13 protein-coding genes and 1 pseudogene are annotated in these 17,361 nt (G+C 72.6%); 8 read left to right on the top strand and 6 right to left on the bottom strand.

What is annotated here, in order from left to right:
• Positions 1-388 precede the first annotated feature (388 nt).
• The 5 genes from scy (at position 389) to FNX44_RS11935 (ending at position 8,333) form a co-directional block, all read left to right on the top strand.
• Positions 389-4,177 (top strand): polarized growth protein Scy, encoded by a 3,789-nt coding sequence (scy, locus tag FNX44_RS11915; RefSeq protein ID WP_153507174.1) that lies wholly within the window; start codon positions 389-391, stop codon positions 4,175-4,177.
• 316 nt (positions 4,178-4,493) lie between these two features.
• A complete protein-coding gene (locus tag FNX44_RS11920) occupies positions 4,494-5,435 on the top strand; it encodes a coiled-coil domain-containing protein (protein WP_143648027.1) in 942 nt (313 codons plus the stop codon).
• A gap of 201 nt (positions 5,436-5,636) precedes the next feature.
• Positions 5,637-6,653 carry an ABC transporter ATP-binding protein gene (locus FNX44_RS11925; RefSeq protein ID WP_143648028.1) on the top strand — a complete coding sequence of 339 codons (1,017 nt, stop codon included), beginning with the start codon at positions 5,637-5,639 and terminating at the stop codon, positions 6,651-6,653.
• A gap of 4 nt (positions 6,654-6,657) precedes the next feature.
• A complete protein-coding gene (locus FNX44_RS11930; protein WP_143648029.1) occupies positions 6,658-7,434 on the top strand; it encodes an ABC transporter permease in 777 nt (258 codons plus the stop codon).
• Between the two features lie 203 nt (positions 7,435-7,637).
• The gene (locus FNX44_RS11935; RefSeq protein WP_153507175.1) at positions 7,638-8,333 is read left to right on the top strand and encodes a hypothetical protein; all 696 of its coding nucleotides are present in this window, start codon (positions 7,638-7,640) and stop codon (positions 8,331-8,333) included.
• Between the two features lie 194 nt (positions 8,334-8,527).
• On the opposite strand, the gene FNX44_RS11940 is transcribed toward FNX44_RS11935, so the two are convergent.
• Positions 8,528-8,848, bottom strand: coding sequence for an Rv1322 family protein (locus FNX44_RS11940; RefSeq protein ID WP_143648031.1), 321 nt, complete (start codon positions 8,846-8,848; stop codon positions 8,528-8,530).
• 259 nt (positions 8,849-9,107) lie between these two features.
• Between FNX44_RS11940 and FNX44_RS11945 the strand changes: the two genes are divergently transcribed.
• A complete protein-coding gene (locus FNX44_RS11945) occupies positions 9,108-10,193 on the top strand; it encodes an LLM class flavin-dependent oxidoreductase (RefSeq protein ID WP_143648032.1) in 1,086 nt (361 codons plus the stop codon).
• A gap of 68 nt (positions 10,194-10,261) precedes the next feature.
• Here the strand turns inward: FNX44_RS11945 and FNX44_RS11950 are convergent, their stop codons facing one another.
• Positions 10,262-10,654 carry an SCO5389 family protein gene (locus FNX44_RS11950; protein WP_143648033.1) on the bottom strand — a complete coding sequence of 131 codons (393 nt, stop codon included), beginning with the start codon at positions 10,652-10,654 and terminating at the stop codon, positions 10,262-10,264.
• 231 nt (positions 10,655-10,885) lie between these two features.
• Between FNX44_RS11950 and nucS the strand changes: the two genes are divergently transcribed.
• A complete protein-coding gene (nucS, locus tag FNX44_RS11955; RefSeq protein WP_143648034.1) occupies positions 10,886-11,548 on the top strand; it encodes an endonuclease NucS in 663 nt (220 codons plus the stop codon).
• Between the two features lie 21 nt (positions 11,549-11,569).
• Here nucS and FNX44_RS11960 read toward each other — a convergent pair whose 3' ends face one another.
• The 3 genes from FNX44_RS11960 to FNX44_RS11970 all read right to left on the bottom strand — a co-directional run bounded on the left by FNX44_RS11960 (position 11,570) and on the right by FNX44_RS11970 (position 15,730).
• Positions 11,570-14,230: an ATP-binding protein gene (locus FNX44_RS11960; protein WP_143648035.1), complete on the bottom strand. Its 2,661-nt coding sequence runs from the start codon at positions 14,228-14,230 to the stop codon at positions 11,570-11,572.
• A gap of 117 nt (positions 14,231-14,347) precedes the next feature.
• Positions 14,348-14,659: an STAS domain-containing protein gene (locus FNX44_RS11965; protein ID WP_143648036.1), complete on the bottom strand. Its 312-nt coding sequence runs from the start codon at positions 14,657-14,659 to the stop codon at positions 14,348-14,350.
• A 222-nt stretch (positions 14,660-14,881) separates the two neighbouring features.
• Positions 14,882-15,730, bottom strand: a complete 849-nt coding sequence (locus FNX44_RS11970; RefSeq protein ID WP_143648037.1) for a 3-hydroxyacyl-CoA dehydrogenase family protein — start codon at positions 15,728-15,730, stop codon at positions 14,882-14,884.
• A gap of 266 nt (positions 15,731-15,996) precedes the next feature.
• Here FNX44_RS11970 and FNX44_RS11975 point away from each other — a divergent pair, with 266 nt between their 5' ends.
• A complete protein-coding gene (locus tag FNX44_RS11975) occupies positions 15,997-16,569 on the top strand; it encodes a cob(I)yrinic acid a,c-diamide adenosyltransferase (protein ID WP_143648038.1) in 573 nt (190 codons plus the stop codon).
• A gap of 50 nt (positions 16,570-16,619) precedes the next feature.
• Here the strand turns inward: FNX44_RS11975 and FNX44_RS11980 are convergent.
• A pseudogene (locus tag FNX44_RS11980) lies at positions 16,620-17,177 on the bottom strand (hypothetical protein); the annotation flags it as partial.
• Between the last annotated feature and the right edge of the window lie 184 nt (positions 17,178-17,361).

The following is a 17,361-nucleotide window of genomic DNA, read 5'->3' on the forward strand; positions in this document are numbered from 1 at the left end:
GGGCCGCACCCCGGGGCCCGAGCCGGCCCCGGCCGACCAGCGTCCGACTCCCACCCCGACCACCGGGCGTGACCACCACCGCCCCGACGACTACCCATGGTCACCACTGACGGGCGTAACGCCCGGCGACACGACCGTTCGCCCGGAACATCGGTAGAGTGGCCGGCGCGGCGAGCGGCGGCGATCAGGTCCTGGGCCCGTTCCACGTCCCGCCGATGATCTGACACCATTTCCCTCAGGTTCTTCGGGTTCCTCGGGACGCCCCCTCGGGGATGCTCCGTGGAACATCCCCCGGGACGTACCGAGTTCCTGGGACACCCGGAGGATCCCCTCCGGGAAACGATCAGTTCACACACCTTGTCAACCAGGGGACGGATGGGACCGCACGGTGCGGGGCTACGACCGCTACGAGGCTGACGACCACCTCTCGCGTTTCGAGGCCGAGATGGAGCGGCTGAAGAAGGAGCGGGACAAGGCCGTCGACCACGCCGACGACCTCGGCTACCAGGTCGAAGTGCTGCGCGCCAAACTGCACGAGGCGCGCCGCGGCCTCGCCGCGCGCCCGTCCGGCTACGACGACCTCTCCGGGCAGGCCGAGCAGCTGCTGCGCAACGCCCAGTTGCAGGCCGAGCAGATGCGCGCGGACGCCGAGCGCGAGCTGCGCGAGGTCCGCGCCCAGACCCAGCGGCTCCAGCAGGAGCAGGCCGAGGCCCGCGCCCGCATGGAGTCCGAGCTGCACACCGAGGCGGTGCGCCGCCGCCAGCAGCTCGACCAGGAGCTCGCCGAGCGCCGCGCCACCGTCGAGTCCCACGTCAACGAGAACGTCGCCTGGGCCGAGCAGCTGCGCGCCCGCACCGAGGCGCAGGCCCGCCGGCTGCTGGAGGAGAGCCGCGCCGAGGCCGAACAGTCGCTGGCCGCCGCCCGCGCCGAGGCGCAGCGACTGGCGGAACAGGCCCGGCAGCGGGTGGCGGCCGACACCGAGACGGCCCGGGCGGAGGCCGACGGCCTGCTCCGGCGTGCCCGCGCCGAAGCCGAACGCCTGCTGGGCGCGGCCTCCTCACAGGCCAAGGAGGCCACCGACCACGCCGAGCGGCTGCGCAGCACCGCCACTGCCGAGAGCGAGAACTCCCGCCAGGAGGCCGCCCTTCTCAGCAGGCGGGCCGAGGAGCGCATACAGGAGGCGGAACGCGCCCTGCGCGAGGCCCGCGCCGAGGCCGACAAGCTGGTCGAGGAGGCCGGCAGCAGCGCGGCCAAGCGGATCGCGGACGTCGAGTCCGACGCCGAGCAGCGCGTGCGCACAGCCAAGGCCGAGGTCGCCCGCATGGTCGGCGAGGCCACCAAGGAGGCCGACGGGCTGCGCTCGGAGGCCGAGCAGCTGCTGGAGGACGCCCGCGCCGAAGCCGACCGGCTGCTGGCGGAAGCCCGGGAGACGGGCCGGGCCCGCACCGCCGAGGAGTCCGCCGCCCAGCTCGCCGACGCCGCGCGCAAGGCCGAGGAGATCCTGAGCAAGGCCTCAGAGGAGGCGCAGGCCACCACCCGCGGCGCGGCCGAGGAGGCCGAGCGCATCCGCAAGGAGGCCGAGCAGGAGTCCGACCGGCTGCGCGCCGAGGCTCACGACACCGCCGAGCAGCTCAAGGGAGCCGCCCAGGCGGACACCAAGGACTACCGCGCCAAGACCGTCGAACTCCAGGAGGAGGCACGGCGGTTGCGCGGCGAGGCCGAGCAGCTGCGGGCCGAGGCCGTCGAGGAGGGCGAGCGCATCCGCGGCGAGGCCCGCAAGGACGCCCTCCAGCAGATCGAGGAGGCCGCGCGCCAGACCGAGGAACTGCTCGGACAGGCCAAGGCCGACGCCGAGGAGACCCGCAACTCCGCCACGAGCGAGGGCGAAAGGGTCCGGACCGAGGCCATCGAGCGCGCCACCAGCCTGCGGCGCCAGTCCGCGGAGGCCCTGGAACGCGCCCGGACGGAGGCCGAAGAGCTGCGGACCGCCGCTGCCGAGGCCGCCGAGACGCTGCGCGCCGAGGCCGAGGAAGCCGCCCGCCGGCTGCGCGCCGAGGCGGAGGAGCAGGCCGAGCAGGCCAGGACCGCCGCAGCCGAGGAACTGGCCGCTCTGCGCGCCGAGGCGGAGACGAAGGTCTCCGCGGCCGAAGAGGCCCTGCGCGACGCCCGTACCGAGGCGGAGCAGCTGCGCGAAGAGGCCAGGAACGAGATCGAGCGGCAGCGCACGGAGGCCGCCGAGCGGGTCCGCACCCTGCACGAGCAGGCCTCGCAGGACGCCGAACGGCTGCGCACCGAAGCCGCCGCGGACGCCTCCGCGGCCCGCGCCGAGGGCGAGGCCGTCGCCGTACGGCTGCGCGGTGAGGCCGCGGTGGACGCCGAACGCCTGCGCGCCGAGGCCCAGGAAGCCGCCGACCGTACCCGCGCGGAGGCCGCGGCCGCCGCCGAACGCGCCGCCACCGAGGCCGCCGAGACGCTGACCGCCGCCCAGGAGGAGGCGAGCCGGCGCCGCCGGGAGGCCGACGACCTGCTCGCCGACGCCCGCGAGGAGGCGCACCGCGAACGCTCCCAGGCACGGGAGCAGAGCGAGGAGTTGCTGTCCTCGGCGCGGCGCCGCATCGAGGAGGCACAGGCGGAGGCCGCCCGGCTCACCGAGGAGGCCGAGCGGCGCGCCGACGAACTGGTCTCCTCCGCCGAGGAGCACGCCACCGGGGTCCGGGAGTCGGTCGCCGGGCTGCGCGAGGAGGCGGAGGAGGAGGTCGCCGGGCTGCGCTCGGCCGCCGAGCACGCCGCCGCCACCATCCGCCGGGAGGCCGAGGAGGAGGCCGAGGCGGGCCGGGCCCTCGCGGAACGCACGGTCACCGAGGCCATCGCGGAGGCCGCGCGGCTGCGCGAGAGCGCACAGTCCGAGTCGGACCGCAGCCGCGCCGAGTCCGACCGCATCCGGGACGAGGCCAGGTCGGACGCCGCGCGGAAGCTGGCGGAGGCCGCCGAGAAGGCGGACACGCTGGTGGGCGGCGCCCAGGAGGAGGCCGACAAGCTGCTTCGCGCCGCCCGCACCGAGGCCGAGGAACTGGTCGGCACGGCCCGCGCCGAGGCCGAGGAACTGGTCACCTCGGCGCGCACGGAGGCCGAGGAGACGCTGACCTCCGCGCGCACCGAGGCCGAGGAGACGCTGACCTCCGCGCGCACCGAGGCCGAGGAGACGCTGACCTCCGCGCGCACCGAGGCCGAGGAGACACTGACCTCCGCGCGCACCGAGGCCGAGGAGACACTGACCTCCGCACGCACCGAGGCCGAGGAGTTGGTGACCACCGCTCAGGCGGAGGCCGTCCGGCTCGCGGCCAAGGCCGAGGAGCAGGCCGACTCGATGGTCGGTGCCGCCCGCGGCGAGGCCGAGCGGATCGAGCGGGAGGCCCGTGCGGAGAGCACCGCGCTGGTCGAGCGTGCCCGCGAGGACTCCAACACCATGCTGGAGGAGGCGCGTCGGGACGCCACCGCCATACGCGAACGCGCGGAGGAGCTGCGCGAGCGCACCGAGTCGGAGATGGAAGAGCTGCACGGGCGGGCCCGCAAGGAGGCCGCCGAGGCGATGAAGGCCGCCGGGGAGCGCTGCGACGCGCTGGTGAAGGCCGCCGAGGAACAGCTCGCCGAGGCACGGGAAATGGCCGAGAAGGAACTGTCGGAGGCCGCCGAAAAGGCGGAGAAGCAGCTGTCCGACGCCAACTCCGAGGCCAGCAAGGTCAGGATCGCGGCCGTGAAGAAGGCCGAGACCCTGATCAAGGAGGCCGAGCAGCGCCGTTCCCAGGCGGTCCGGGAGGCCGAGCGCACGCGCGCCGAGGCGGAGAGCGAGGCGGAGCGGATGCGGGAGGACGGCCAGCGGGACCTGGACCTGCTGGTGCGTCGCCGGGAGGACATCAACGCGGAGATCTCCCGTGTCCAGGACGTGCTGGAGGCGTTGGAGTCGTTCGAGGCGCCGGGTGGTGCCGACCGGAACGGCAAGGGCGCGCGGAACGGCAAGGGCGACCGCCGGGACGACCGCCGGGACGACAGGGAGGACCAGGACCAGTCGACCGGATCCAGCCGAAAGGGCGATTCGGACGACTCGGACGGCACCGCGTTGACCGCCGGGGCGGGAGCGGGTGTTACCCGTTCGGGCGGCAAGAAGTCACGGAACTAGCCACTCGAAAGAGGGCACATTCTCCACATCAAACGGGCATCCGCTCGATGACACGCCGTATCTCCCCCTAGGATTCTGCCCAGCACCGCAATGGTCTCGTCCGACAGGAACCCCAATGAGTGACACCGCCCCGCGCCTCGATCCTCCTCCCGACGGACTCCCGGTCGAGCGGCGGGCGCACGACCGCGCTCGGGGCGGCGTGACGAGGCGACGCCACCGGCAGGGGCACTACGGTGTACCGCTCCCCCGAGGAGCGGGGACGGGCCCGCAAGGATTCCCCCTATAACCTCACCGGTCTCTTTTCGACAGGATCCCCATGAGCGACACTTCCTCCCCGTACGGTTTCGAGCAGGTGCGGCGCGGCTACGACCGCCAGCAGGTCGACGAGCGCATCTCGAAGCTGATCTCCGACCGCGACAACGCCCTCGCCCGCATCACCTCGCTCGAGAAGCGAATCGAAGAACTCCACCTGGAGACGCAGAACGCCCAGGCGCAGGTCAACGACGCCGAACCCTCCTACGCCGGCCTCGGCGCACGGGTGGAGAAGATCCTCCGCCTCGCCGAGGAGGAGGCGAAGGACCTGCGCGAGGAGGCCCGCCGGGCCGCCGAGCAGCACCGCGAACTCGCCGAGAACGCCGCCCAGCAGGTCCGCGAGGACGCCGAGAACTACGCCGCCGAGCGGAAGGCGAAGGCCGAGGAGGAGGGCGTCCGGATCGTCGAGAAGGCGAAGGGCGACGCCGCCTCGCTCCGTTCCGACGCGGAGAAGGACGCCCAGTCCAAGCGCGAGGAGGCCGACGCGCTCTTCGAGGACACCCGCGCCAAGGCCGCGCAGGCCGCCGCCGACTTCGAGACCAACCTCGCCAAGCGGCGTGAGCAGTCCGAGCGCGACCTGGCCTCCCGTCAGGCCAAGGCGGAGAAGCGGCTGGCCGAGATCGAGCACCGGGCGGAGCAGCTGCGCCTGGAGGCCGAGAAGCTGCGCACCGACGCCGAGCGCCGCGCCCGCCAGACGGTGGAGACCGCCCAGCGCCAGGCCGAGGACATCGTCGCCGACGCCAACGCCAAGGCCGACCGCGCCCGCAGCGAGTCCGAGCGCGAGCTGGCGGCGCTGACGAACCGTCGGGACAGCATCAACGCCCAGCTGACCAACGTCCGCGAGATGCTGGCCACGCTGACCGGTGCCGCCGTGGCGGCCGCCGGCCAGCCCGTCGACGACGACGAGGGTCTGAGCAAGGGCGTGCCGGCCCAGCAGTCCCGCTGAGGCGCGAGGCGGCCCCGACGGGTACCCCGACCGCCCGGCATGACGGAGTCCAGACTCCGACAGGGCCGGACAGCACTCCGGCAGCACGGCGACGGGCGTCCGACACCCTTCCACGGGTGCCGGGCGCCCGTCGCCGCTTCCATGCCGGAACGTGACCTTCCGGTTGGCCCGCGACCTGGGGTGTCGGTTAGCGTCCGTCCTATGATCGAGCTCACGGGGTTGACCAAGCGATACGGTTCGACGACCGCCGTGGACCGCCTCACCTTCACCGTTCGGCCGGGCGTCGTCACCGGTTTCCTCGGCCCGAACGGCGCCGGCAAGTCCACCACCATGCGGATGATCATGGGGCTGGACCGGCCGACGTCGGGGAACGTGCTTGTCGACGGCACGCACTACGCCAGGTTGAAGGAACCGCTCACCAAGGTGGGCGCGCTGCTGGAGGCCAGGTCCGTGCAGGGCGGGCGGACGGCCTACCACCACCTGCTGTGGCTGGCGAAGTCCAACGGCATCCCGGAACACCGGGTGGACGAGGTCCTGGGCCTCGTCGGTCTCACCCAGGTGGCCAGGAAGCGGCCCAGCGGCTTCTCCCTGGGCATGGGCCAACGCCTGGGCATCGCCGCCGCGCTGCTCGGTGACCCCCGGATCCTGATGTTCGACGAGCCGGTCAACGGGCTGGACCCCGAGGGCATCCACTGGATCCGCAACCTGATGAAGCAGCTGGCCGCCGAGGGCCGTACGGTCTTCGTCTCCAGCCACCTCATGAGCGAGATGGCGCTGACCGCCGACCACCTCGTGGTGATCGGCAGGGGGCAGCTGCTCGCCGACATGTCGATGGCCGACTTCATCAACCAGAACTCCCGCAGCTACGTACGGGTGCGGACACCCGAGCCGGAGCGGCTGCGGGACGTACTGACCGCCGGCGGCGTCCACCTCGTCGACGGGCCCGACGGCACTCTTGAGGCCGAGGGCGCGGACGCCGCGACGATCGGCGAACTCGTCGCCGCCGACGGTGTGGTCCTGCACGAGCTGAGCCCGCAGCAGGCCTCACTGGAGGAGGCCTTCATGCGGCTGACCGCGCAGACCGTCCAGTACCAGGCGGCCCCCGGCACCGCCGCCGGCGCCGGCTGGGCGCCTCCGCCCGGCCCCGACTGGCGGCAACCACCACAGGTAGCGGAACCGGCCGGGTCCGTCGACGTCTCGAAGAAGGAAGGGATCTGAACCGATGGCCCAGCTGACACGGGTGCTCAGTTCGGAGTGGACCAAGATCAAGACCGTGCGGTCGACCGTCTGGACACTCGCCCTCACCTTCCTCCTCACCGTGGTGATCGGTGTCGGGCTCTGCCTGCTCATCCGGTTCCTCATCCCCGCCGAGGACCGAGGCGTCTTCGACCCCACGTTCACGAGCTTCGGCGGCATCGGCATGGGGCAGCTGGCGGTGATCTGCTTCGGCGTGCTCGTGGTGACCTCCGAGTACAGCTCCGGCATGATCCGCGCATCGCTGGCGGCCGTTCCCCAACGCGGCCTGTTCATGGGCGCCAAGGCGATCGTCGCCGTCGGAGTGGCGCTGGCGGTGGGCCTGGTGACCGCGTTTGTCTCCTTCTTCCTCGGCCAGCTCGCGCTCGGCAGCGAACTGAACGCCTCCATCGGCGAGCCGGGCGTCCTGCGTGCGGTGGTCGGCGCGGGCGTCTACCTGGCGCTGATGGCCGCGCTGTCCATGGGTGTGGCCTGGCTGCTGAGGACGCCGATGCTCTCCTTCGGTGTCCTCATCCCGCTGTTCTTCCTGGTGTCCGGAATCCTCAGCATCGTGCCGCACGTCCAGGACGTGGCCCAGTTCCTTCCCGACCAGGCCGGGGCGGCCATCATGGCGGCCGGCGACATGGGCGAGTTCGGCGGGATCGACCGCGCGTACGGCCCGTGGGGCGGCCTGCTGATCATGGTCCTCTGGGTCGCCGCCGCGCTCGCGGCCGGATACGCGACGCTGAGGTCCAGAGACGCCTGACGGGCGGTGCGTGACTCCGGCCGGGCGTCGATCGGGTGAGGCGCGGCGGGCCTGTCGCCCTGGTGGCCACCGCTCTGGCGATAATCGCTGCTGTTCACCGCCCTGGAGTCCCCAGGCGAACGATGGCGGCGGGGAGAGCGTGAGGCTTCGTGATCGACTGGTGGCAGCGGAACGTCGTGGAACCGGGGAAGCTGCCGCTCCTCATGTGCCTGCTGGCGTTTGTCCTCACGTTTGTGGCCACCCGGACGGTCACCCGGCTGATCCGGGCGGGGAAGGGCCCCTTCCGCGACGTGAGCCCAGGGGGGCTCCATGTGCATCACGTCGTTCCCGGAATCCTCCTCGCCACCGTGGGCGGCTTCGGAGCGGTGGCCGCCCAGGGACAGGGGTGGGGCAAGGCCGCCGCGGCCATGCTGTTCGGTGTCGGTATCGGGCTGGTGCTGGACGAGTTCGCGCTGGTGCTCCACCTCTCGGACGTCTACTGGAGCGACCAGGGACGCCTGTCCGTGGAGATCGTTCTCCTCACCACCGCGGTGGTGGGCCTGGTGGTACTCGGCGCGGTCCCGTTCGGCGTCGACGACGTAGACCCGGACGAGGCAGGTCTGCGATGGACAACCGTCGCCGTCGTCCTGGCGAACTTCCTTCTTGTCGTGATCGCCTGTACCAAGGGAAAGTTCGTGCTCGGCGTGGTGGGGGCCGTCTTTCCACTCCTGGCCTGGGTGGCGGCGCTGCGGTTGGCTCGACCCGACTCGGTGTGGGCACGCCGCTTCTACCGTGAGGGCTCCCGCCGACGACAGCGGGCCACAGCGCGTGCCGCCCGGCACGACGCGCGGTGGGGCCGGTGGTCGCGGACAGCCCAGAACGCCCTCGCCGGGGCCCCCGACCCGCCCTCCGGCGCTTAGGGCCTGTCCGGCGGATGGGAGTGGGAGAAGGAGCGGCGTCCGGTGCCTGCGATCTCCCCCAGCCTTCGGCCGGGAGGTACCCCAGGCGGAGGAGGGAGTCGACGCGGTGGGGGTACCCCCCCCGGCCGGAGGCTGGAGAGCGGCGAGCGCGGGTGCCAGACACCGCGACGGCGCTCCGATCCGCCGGACAGACCCTAGTAGCGGGGTGCCTGGCGGGAGCGCTGGGTCCTGGCCGCCCGGCGGTCCCGCGCCTTCCAGCAGGCCTTGTGCCAGTGCCGGCGGTCGTCCCCGTCGCCGTGCTCCGGCCACGCCACCACGTGCGGCACGCCAGGCGGGATCTCCTGGTCGCAGCCGGGGCAGCGGTAGTGCTTGACCGCGGCGGCGCCGCTGATGTGCCGCACCGACCACCGCTCGCCCAGCCAGCTTTCCGACTGCTGGAGGCCGTAGCGTTCGCCCACCTCGGCCTCCGGGCCCGACTTGGCGTGGGAACGCGGACGGTTGCGGCGGGGAGACACAGGACACCTCTACACGGTCGGGGCCGGCGGCGCTCCGGCCGGTGACGGTTCCCGTCAAGGGTAGGGGGTCGCCTCGCACGCCGGCGCGCGGTCGGCCCCCGGTTCACCCTCACCGACGGCTCGGCACAGCGGCCCGGGGCGCCCGCGGGTCCACCTCGCTGTTGATGATCGGAAGAATCCCCGCGCAGGCCGTGCCCTTGGCACGTGTCAGGCGTTAGTGCCGTAGGAGAACCGCGGTGTCGGCGGGTCAGGAGGGGCGATGTTTGTTGGGGCGTTTGTGCTGGCCGGCCAGTTTCCCGGACAGGGGCACGCCGAGGCGCTGCACCGGGCGGTGCGCGCGGTGGAGGCCGCCGAGCGGGCCGGCCTGGACTCGGCGTGGCTCGCCGAACACCACTTCGTGCCGTACGGGACCTGTCCGTCCGCCGCCACGTTGGCCGCCTTCCTGTTGGGCCGCACCGAGCGGCTGCGGATCGGCACGGCGGTGAGTGTGCTCCCCACCGCGCATCCCGTGGCGCTCGGCGAGCAGGCCGCGATGCTGCACCTGGCCTCGGGCGGCCGGTTCACACTCGGCGTCGGCCGCGGCGGGCCGTGGGTGGACCTGGAGGTCTTCGGCGGCGGACTCGCCGCCTACGAGGAGGGCTTCCCCGAGTCGCTGGACCTGCTGCTGCGCTGGCTTCGGGAACCGCGTGTCGGCGCCGAGGGGCGACACTACCGGTTCCGCGAGGTGGCCGTCGTACCGCGCGCGGACGAGGCCCTGGAGTCCGGACTGCCGCCCGCCCCGCCCGTGGTCGTGGCCTGCACCTCGCCCTCCTCCGTCCGGCTCGCCGCCGCGCGCGGACTGCCCATGCTGCTCGGCATGCACTGCGGGGACGCGGAGAAGGCCGAGATGGTGGCGCTGTGGCGGCGGGAGGCCGCGGCCGCCGGGCACCCGCACGAGGCCGTGGCGCGCGCACCGCATGTCTCGGCCGGTGTCGTGCAGGTCGCGGACAGCAGGGAGGAGGCCGTGGAGGTGTTGGCCAAGGCGATGCCGGGCTGGTTCCGGCTCGGGCTGGGGGCGCACGTCACGGTCGACGGGCGGCAGCGGCAGATGCGCGACCCGGTCGCCTACACCGACCTGTTGTGCTCACTGCATCCGGTCGGGCCTCCCGGTCTCTGCGCGGAACGTCTCGACGCGACCGCCGAGCGCACCGGGATCAGGCACTTCGCGCTCCTGGTGGAGGGTTCCGGCGACCTCGCGGCGACCGAGGCGAACGTGCACCGGCTCGGGCAGGAGGTGCTGCCGCTGCTCGCTGGCGGGGAGAGCGGCAGCCACACCGGCACGCGGTTCGGAAGGTCCGGGAGCTGACGTTCCCGGACGGCGGTCCCGGAGGTGTCCGACGGCCCCGGGCTTCGGCGGCCGTCTCCGGGGAGATGTCAGCAGTCCCGCAGCTCCGGTGACTGGTTGAGCAGCTGGCCGCGTATGGAGGTGAAGCGGGCGAGCCTGTCGTCGGCCGAGGCGTCCAGCGGGAACACCGCGACCCGGTGGCAGTTCTGGAAGGCGAGGCGCACCCCGAAGTGCCGCTCCAGCGCACCCCTGATGGCGTCACTCGCCAGGGCCCGGAGCAGCTGGCCGCGGGCCTGCTCGTTCGGCGGAGGCGTCTGGTTGTCGGCGAACTCGCCACCGTCGACCTGGAGTCGGGCGACCAGGTTGCTGACCATCTCCCAGGCGTACGGGAGGGAGTTCTTGACGCAGTCGACGAACTCGCCTTCGTCAACCTCGCCTCGCTCGGCCTGTTCGAGTAGGGCCGGTGAGACGTCGAGCGACATGGGGTTCTCCTCTCGCGGCCCCGCTGGTGCGGGGCCTCACGGACGGGGCAGGAGGCGGCGCCGCACGCGTGACATGCGCGACTCGCTTCGTTCGGCGACACCTCCACTACCTACCGTAAGTCCGGAACGGGCAACCGACCATACGGTTGCGCACACAACCGGCCACCTTCGAACGGGGAGAAGCAGGGGCGAATCGCGCGGACACCCCTACGTCAAGTAGCGTGGCCGACCATGCGTCTTGTCATCGCCCGCTGCTCCGTGGACTACGCCGGCCGCCTCACCGCACACCTTCCCGCCGCGCCCAGACTGATCCTGGTCAAGGCGGACGGCTCGGTGTCGATCCACGCGGACGACCGCGCCTACAAGCCCCTCAACTGGATGTCGCCACCGTGCACCCTCAAGGAGGGCGAGGACGGCGTGTGGACCGTCGTCAACAAGGGGGGCGAAAAGCTGATCATCACGATGGAGGAGATCCTGCACGACTCCTCCCACGAACTGGGCGTGGACCCCGGGCTGATCAAGGACGGCGTGGAAGCCCACCTCCAGGAACTGCTCGCGGACCGCATGGAGACCCTTGGCGAGGGCTGGTCGCTCATCCGGCGTGAGTACCCGACGGCCATCGGGCCGGTGGACATCCTCGGCCGCGACCACGAGGGCGCGACGGTCGCCGTGGAGATCAAGCGGCGCGGCGAGATCGACGGCGTGGAACAGCTGACCCGCTACCTCGACCTGCTGAACCGCGACCCCCACCTGGCGCCCGTCAAGGGGGTGTTCGCGGCGCAGGAGATCAAGCCGCAGGCCCGGGTGCTGGCCACCGACCGCGGCATCAGCTGTGTGACCCTCGACTACAACGCCCTGCGCGGCATCGAGGACGACAAGCTCCGGCTCTTCTGACGGCTCCGGCGGCCGTGCGCGTCAGGCGGCGACGAAGGTGCCCTCCGTCGCCGAGGCCGACGCCGTGGGCGTGGTCGGCGGCGAGGAGGACGTGAAGCTCGCGCTCGGCTCCGGGTCCGGCTCCGGATCGTCCGTCTCGGTGGGAGTCGGCGTCGGGGTCGGCGTCGGCTTCTCCGACTCGGTCGGCGGCGTGGTGGGCGTCCGGGTGGGCTCGCCCGGGTCCGTGGGCCGCCCGGTGGGCTCGGAAGGCTCGACGGTGGGCGTGTCGGGCTCGGAAGTGGGCTGTTCCGTCCCGCCCTGCTCGGTACCCGAGGGCGACGGGCTCGGCGTGGTCTCGGCGGGCGCCACCGGACGGCCGGGCTCGACGGGCGTAGGCGCCTGCGAGTTCTTCTCGCGCTCCACGACGTTGGAGGGGAAGGGCTGTTCGTCGCTGGACGTCGACGTGCTCGGCCGGACGTCACCCGTCGGGGCGTCCTTGCCCGAGGTGTTGCCGAGCGTCATCACCGTGCCGAGGACCACCGCGAGCAGGACGCCCGCGCCGGCCGCCGCCATGTTGCGACGGGCGGTTCCCACCACCGGCCAACGGCGCCGCCGCTCGGCCGACGCGTCGGCGGCCGACGACTGCGCCACCGGGCCGCCGGGCGGCGGGGAGCCCTGGAGAGCGGTCACCCGGCGCGTGCCGGCCGCCGGAGTCTCGGGGCGTACGGCGGCCCCCGGCAGCTGCGGTTCCGGCGGTAGCGCGGCGGAGGTGGACTGGACGGCCCGGTCCTCCACCAGGGCCAGCGCGCGACGGCCGGCCACCGCGCCGCGCTTGTCGGCCAGCGCGCCACGGAGGCCGATGGACGCCTCCAGCTCGGCCCTGGCCCGCTCGACGTTCCCCAGACAGAGTGCGAGCACACCCAACTCGTGGTGGAAGTACGCCTCTTCGGCGACCTCCCCGGCCAGCCGGGCGGCCTCCTGGCCACCCCGCAGCGCGCTCTCCCACGCCGACCACAGCAGGGAGGCGGCGAAGACCGGTGAGGCGGTGTGCGCCAGCAGCGCGGCCGTACTCGGATGGCCGGCCTTCTTCGCACCCTGTATCGCGGACAGCACGGCGCCGGACTCGCCGGCCACCCGCTCGGCCGTGACGGACGGATGGCCCGCCCACCACGCGTAGTGCTGGGCGGCCCGCAGCGCGCGGTCGGCGTTCTCCCGCTCGTCGGTGAAGTCCGGCAGCTCGCCCGTCCGGTCCCCGATGGTGCGGGCGGCGACGAGCTGCCCGGCCACGCCGCCGGAGAGTCGGTAGCAGGCGCCGGTCGCGGTGGCGAGACCGGCGGCGGCGAGCTCGGCGAGGCCGGTGTCCGCGCGTGGATCGTCCACCAGGGCCGGAAGGTGGGCCTGGTGGGGCAACTCGCCGCCGAGGGCCAGCGCGAACCGCAGGGTCTCCAGCGCCAGCGGACTCAGGGTGGCCGCGACCTGCGCCGGGGAGATCGACACGGACAGCGGTGGCAGCGCGGGCGCCGCCGCGTCGGTGTCGGCGCCGCCGTCGGTGTCGGCGTCGGAACCGGCGTCGGTACCGGTGTCGGCGTCGGTGCGGTCGAAGGCGGCGGACTCGTCGGAGGCGGCGGAATCGTCGGACGACGGGGCCTCGCCCGCGCGGTCGTCCGGAAGGGAGTGGAGGGCGGTGTCGGCGGGCCGTGTGTCCTGCCCGGTCCGGCCGTCGCCGGAGAACGGGTCCGCGGACCTGGCACGGGACGGGACGGCGTCGGCGGGGTCGGAGCCGCCCGGTGCGGTGTCGTCCGGGCCGGAGCCGTCCGGGCCGGCGGCCTGGGAGGTCGTGCCGGACGGGGCGCGCAGCCGGTCACGGTGCCGCAGCAGGGCACCGGCCTGGAGGAACCGCAGCGGCAGCCCCTCGGACTCGAACCACAGGTCGGCGGCCCACTCGGTCTCCTCCTCGCTCAGCGGCCGTCGGGCGGCGAGGGCGAGCAGTTCCATGCAGGCCGTGCGGCTCAGGCCCTCCAGCGGCACCTCGACGAGGGCCGTCTGGTCCGCGGGCTGGTCCGCGGGCGGCGCGGCGTCGGGGGTGGCGGAGATGAGGAAGGCGCACTCGGGGGTGGCGAGCAGCAGCTCTTCCAGCGCCGATCCACCGAACTGGGCGTCGTCCAGCACCACCACCGCGCCGATCCGGGCCACCGCCTCCAGCAGCTCCGCGCGGCCGAGCCGGTGATAGGGGGCGTCGTGGACCGCGGCGAACATCTCGTGGAGCAGGTCGGTCGGGGTGCGCCGATGTCCGCTCAGTCGGAGGACGCCGTCGGGCGCGAGCTCCGCGCAGTCGGCGGCGACGGCGTTGAGCAGGGCCGTCCGGCCGGAGCCCGGGCGGCCGACGAGCCGCACCGAGCGTCCCTGCGCGAGCAGCGCGACGAGGCGCTTGCGCTCCTCCTTGCGCTCCAGGAGAGGCAGCTCCAGCGCCGCCTCACCGGCGGGCGGGACCGGCTCGGCGGCGCGCTGCCGGGCCTCGCGGGCTTCGGTGCCACGTCGCTTCGGCGGCTCGGGGAGCGAGGTGGGAGGGCATATCTCTATCTCGCTGCCGTCGACGGGGTTGACGGTCACGAGGTAGTCGGCCGCGACCAACTGCACGGTTCTCGCCAGCGCCCCGCTGTCCCGGCCTTCCCGGCCCTGCGGCCCCCGGTGCGTCGGGTCCATGGTTCAAAACCCCCAGAACGTGGCGAGCTGTGTGGTCCGCCTGTGCGACAGGTCATGCGCACCCTAGACCGCTGTTCACCTCCGCCGCAGCCCACCCCCGCCCCGTGGACACAATCGTCACGGCTTTGTGAGGGTTTCCCCCTCGATCGCGAGGATGCGGTGGAGCCGGGTGGCCACGAGGAGGCGCTGCATCTGCGGGGGCACGGCTCGCAGTACCAGGCGGCGGCCGCAGCGGCCGGCCCTGCGGTGCGCTCCCATGATCACGCCGAGGCCGGTCGCGTCCCAGGAGTCCAGCCCGGCGAGGTCGAGTACCAGGTCCCCCTCGCCGGTGTCGAGCGCACGGTGCAGTGTGGTGCGGGCGTCCGCTGCGCTGCGGACGTCGAGGCGGCCCCCGACGACCAGCTCGGCGTGGTCGCCCTTGATGTGCATAACGCGCTCCCTGTGCGGCTACCTCGGATGAACCTTCGTGTCCTTATGTCTCATCACAACTGACCGTCCCTCAGGACGGGAAGTTGCCGTCCGTGCTCGAACCGATACCGAGTTCACCCTCGCGAGTGAACGGATCTCACCGGCTGTTCGGCTCAGGGTGTGCCCGGGGTGCCCGCTGCCGGGCGTCGGCGCGGGCACCCTCGGCTGCTCTTTCCGGTGGGGTCAGTAGCGGTAGAAGCCCTCGCCGCTCTTGCGGCCGAGGTCCCCGGCGTCCACCATGCGACGCATCAGCTCGGGTGCGGCGAACTTCTCGTCCTGCGACTCGGTGTAGATGTTGTTCGCCGCGTGCAGCAGGATGTCCACGCCGGTCAGGTCGGCTGTGGCGAGCGGGCCCATGGCGTGGCCGAAGCCGAGCTTGCAGGCGACGTCGATGTCCTCCGCGCTGGCGACGCCGGACTCGTGCAGCTTCGCCGCCTCGACGACCAGGGCGGTGATCAGCCGGGTGGTGACAAAGCCGGCGACGTCGCGGTTGACGACGATGCAGGTCTTGCCGACGCCCTCGGCGAACTCCTTGGCCGCTTCGAGGGTCTTGTCACTCGTCTTGAGGCCGCGTACCAGCTCACAGAGCTTCATCATCGGCACCGGGGAGAAGAAGTGGGCGCCTACCACGTTCTCCGGGCGCTGCGTGGCCGCGGCGATCTTGGTGATCGGGATCGCGGAGGTGTTGGAGGCGAGGACCGCGTCGTCCTTCACCAGGCCGTCGAGCGCGCGGAAGATCTCCTGCTTGACCTCCAGCTTCTCGAACACGGCCTCCACCACGACGTCCGCGTCCGCAACGGCGTCCAGGTCGGTGGTGGTGGTGATCCGGCCGAGCGCGGCCTCGGCGGCGTCCGCTTCGAGCTTGCCCTTCTCGACGAACTTCTTGTAGGACGCCTCGATACCGTTCCGCCCCCGGGCCAACGCCTCATCGGTGACGTCGCGCAGGACGACGTCCCATCCCGCCTGGGCGGAGACCTGGGCGATACCGGACCCCATGAGTCCGGCTCCGATGACGGCGAGCTTCTTGGCCACGTTCTTCCCCTCGCTGGAATGGATGAGTGTGCGCTCTCAGGCGGACCTTAGCGCCCGTGAGCGACCGGTGGGGGGCGAAGAGATGCGCGTCACGTCTCACCAGATGGACATCACACTTTCGGGGTCCTCGGGGCCAGTTGGCGGGCGCGGAAGGGGCGCGTGGCGCCCTCGGCGGACCACCTCGCCGACCCGGCGGCGGCGCCGGGCGGGCAACGGCGAGCACCCGCGAACCGCCGCGGGCCGGCAGCGGGTCGTAGGCTCGCCTCATGGTCAATCTGACACGCATCTACACTCGCACCGGCGACAGCGGTACCACCGCGCTCGGCGACATGAGCCGCACCGCCAAGACGGACTCCCGTATCGCGGCCTACGCCGACGCGAACGAGTCGAACGCCGTCATCGGCACCGCGCTCGCCCTGGGCAACCTGGCGGAGGAGATCCGGACCGTCCTGGTGCGGGTGCAGAACGACCTCTTCGACGTCGGCGCGGATCTGGCCACGCCGGTGGTGGAGAACCCGGAGTACCCGCAGCTGCGCGTGGAGCAGAGCTACGTCGACCGGTTGGAGGCCGACTGCGACCGGTTCAACGCCGAGTTGGAGAAGCTGCGCAGCTTCATCCTGCCCGGCGGCACCCCCGGGGCGGCGCTGCTGCACCAGGCATGCACGGTGGTCCGGCGGGCCGAGCGCAGCACCTGGCACGCGCTGGAGGAGCACGGCGAGACGATGAACCCGCTGACCGCCACCTATCTGAACCGACTGTCGGACCTGTTGTTCATCCTGGCCCGGGCCGCGAACAAGGAGTCCGGTGACGTGCTCTGGGTGCCCGGCGAGAACCGCTGACCGGCGGCATCGGAGTCGTCGGCCGGCACGGCGGTCGACGCGTCAGAGGTCGGCGCGTCGACGGTCGGCGCGTCGGCCGGCACCTGCTTTGGCCAGATCGTGTAACTCGCCGCGATGATGAGTGAGATCACCACCACGATTCCCATGCGCGCCTGCCACTCACGTAGAGACTCAGCTTGCGCCGCGTTGCCGACGTACCACGCCGCGAGTTGGAGGAGCGCGACGGCTATTCCCGCGCCGAGCACGCTCCGGGCGGCCATCTTCCACTCGTGCACCGCACGCGGCCAGCCGTACCGCGGCGGCTTGACCGGACGTGGGCCGCCGAGGAAGCGGTGCGCGAAGTGGCCGTCGGCCCAGCGGATCAGATAGTGGCCGTAGGCGACGCTGAAGCCTATGTAGACGGCGGCCAGGCCGTGTTTCCAGTCAGGCTCCGCGCCGCGCCTCAGGTCGAGCGCGGTGACCACCAGGAGGACGATCTCCAGCAGCGGCTCGCACAACAGCACGGCGACACCCAGCCGGGGCATCCGGGCCAGGTACCGCAGGCAGAGTCCTCCGGCGAGCAGAACCCAGAAGCCGATCTCGCAGATGATGATCAGGGTGACGATCACGGGGCAACCAGCCTTCCAAAGCGGCCCTTCGACACGCGGCCGACTCGACTGGTACCAGCATCTCCGCAGAAGCCCGCCGGGCCATCGTCGTCACTGACGATCTCGGAGTGCATCAAAAGATGTACTCCCGCTCAACCGAAAGGTGGCTCCCCGGGCTCGTCCCGGCCCCCGGCTCCCCGGGCCC

Source organism: Streptomyces alkaliterrae (assembly GCF_007097205.2).
GTDB classification, from domain to species: domain Bacteria; phylum Actinomycetota; class Actinomycetes; order Streptomycetales; family Streptomycetaceae; genus Streptomyces; species Streptomyces alkaliterrae.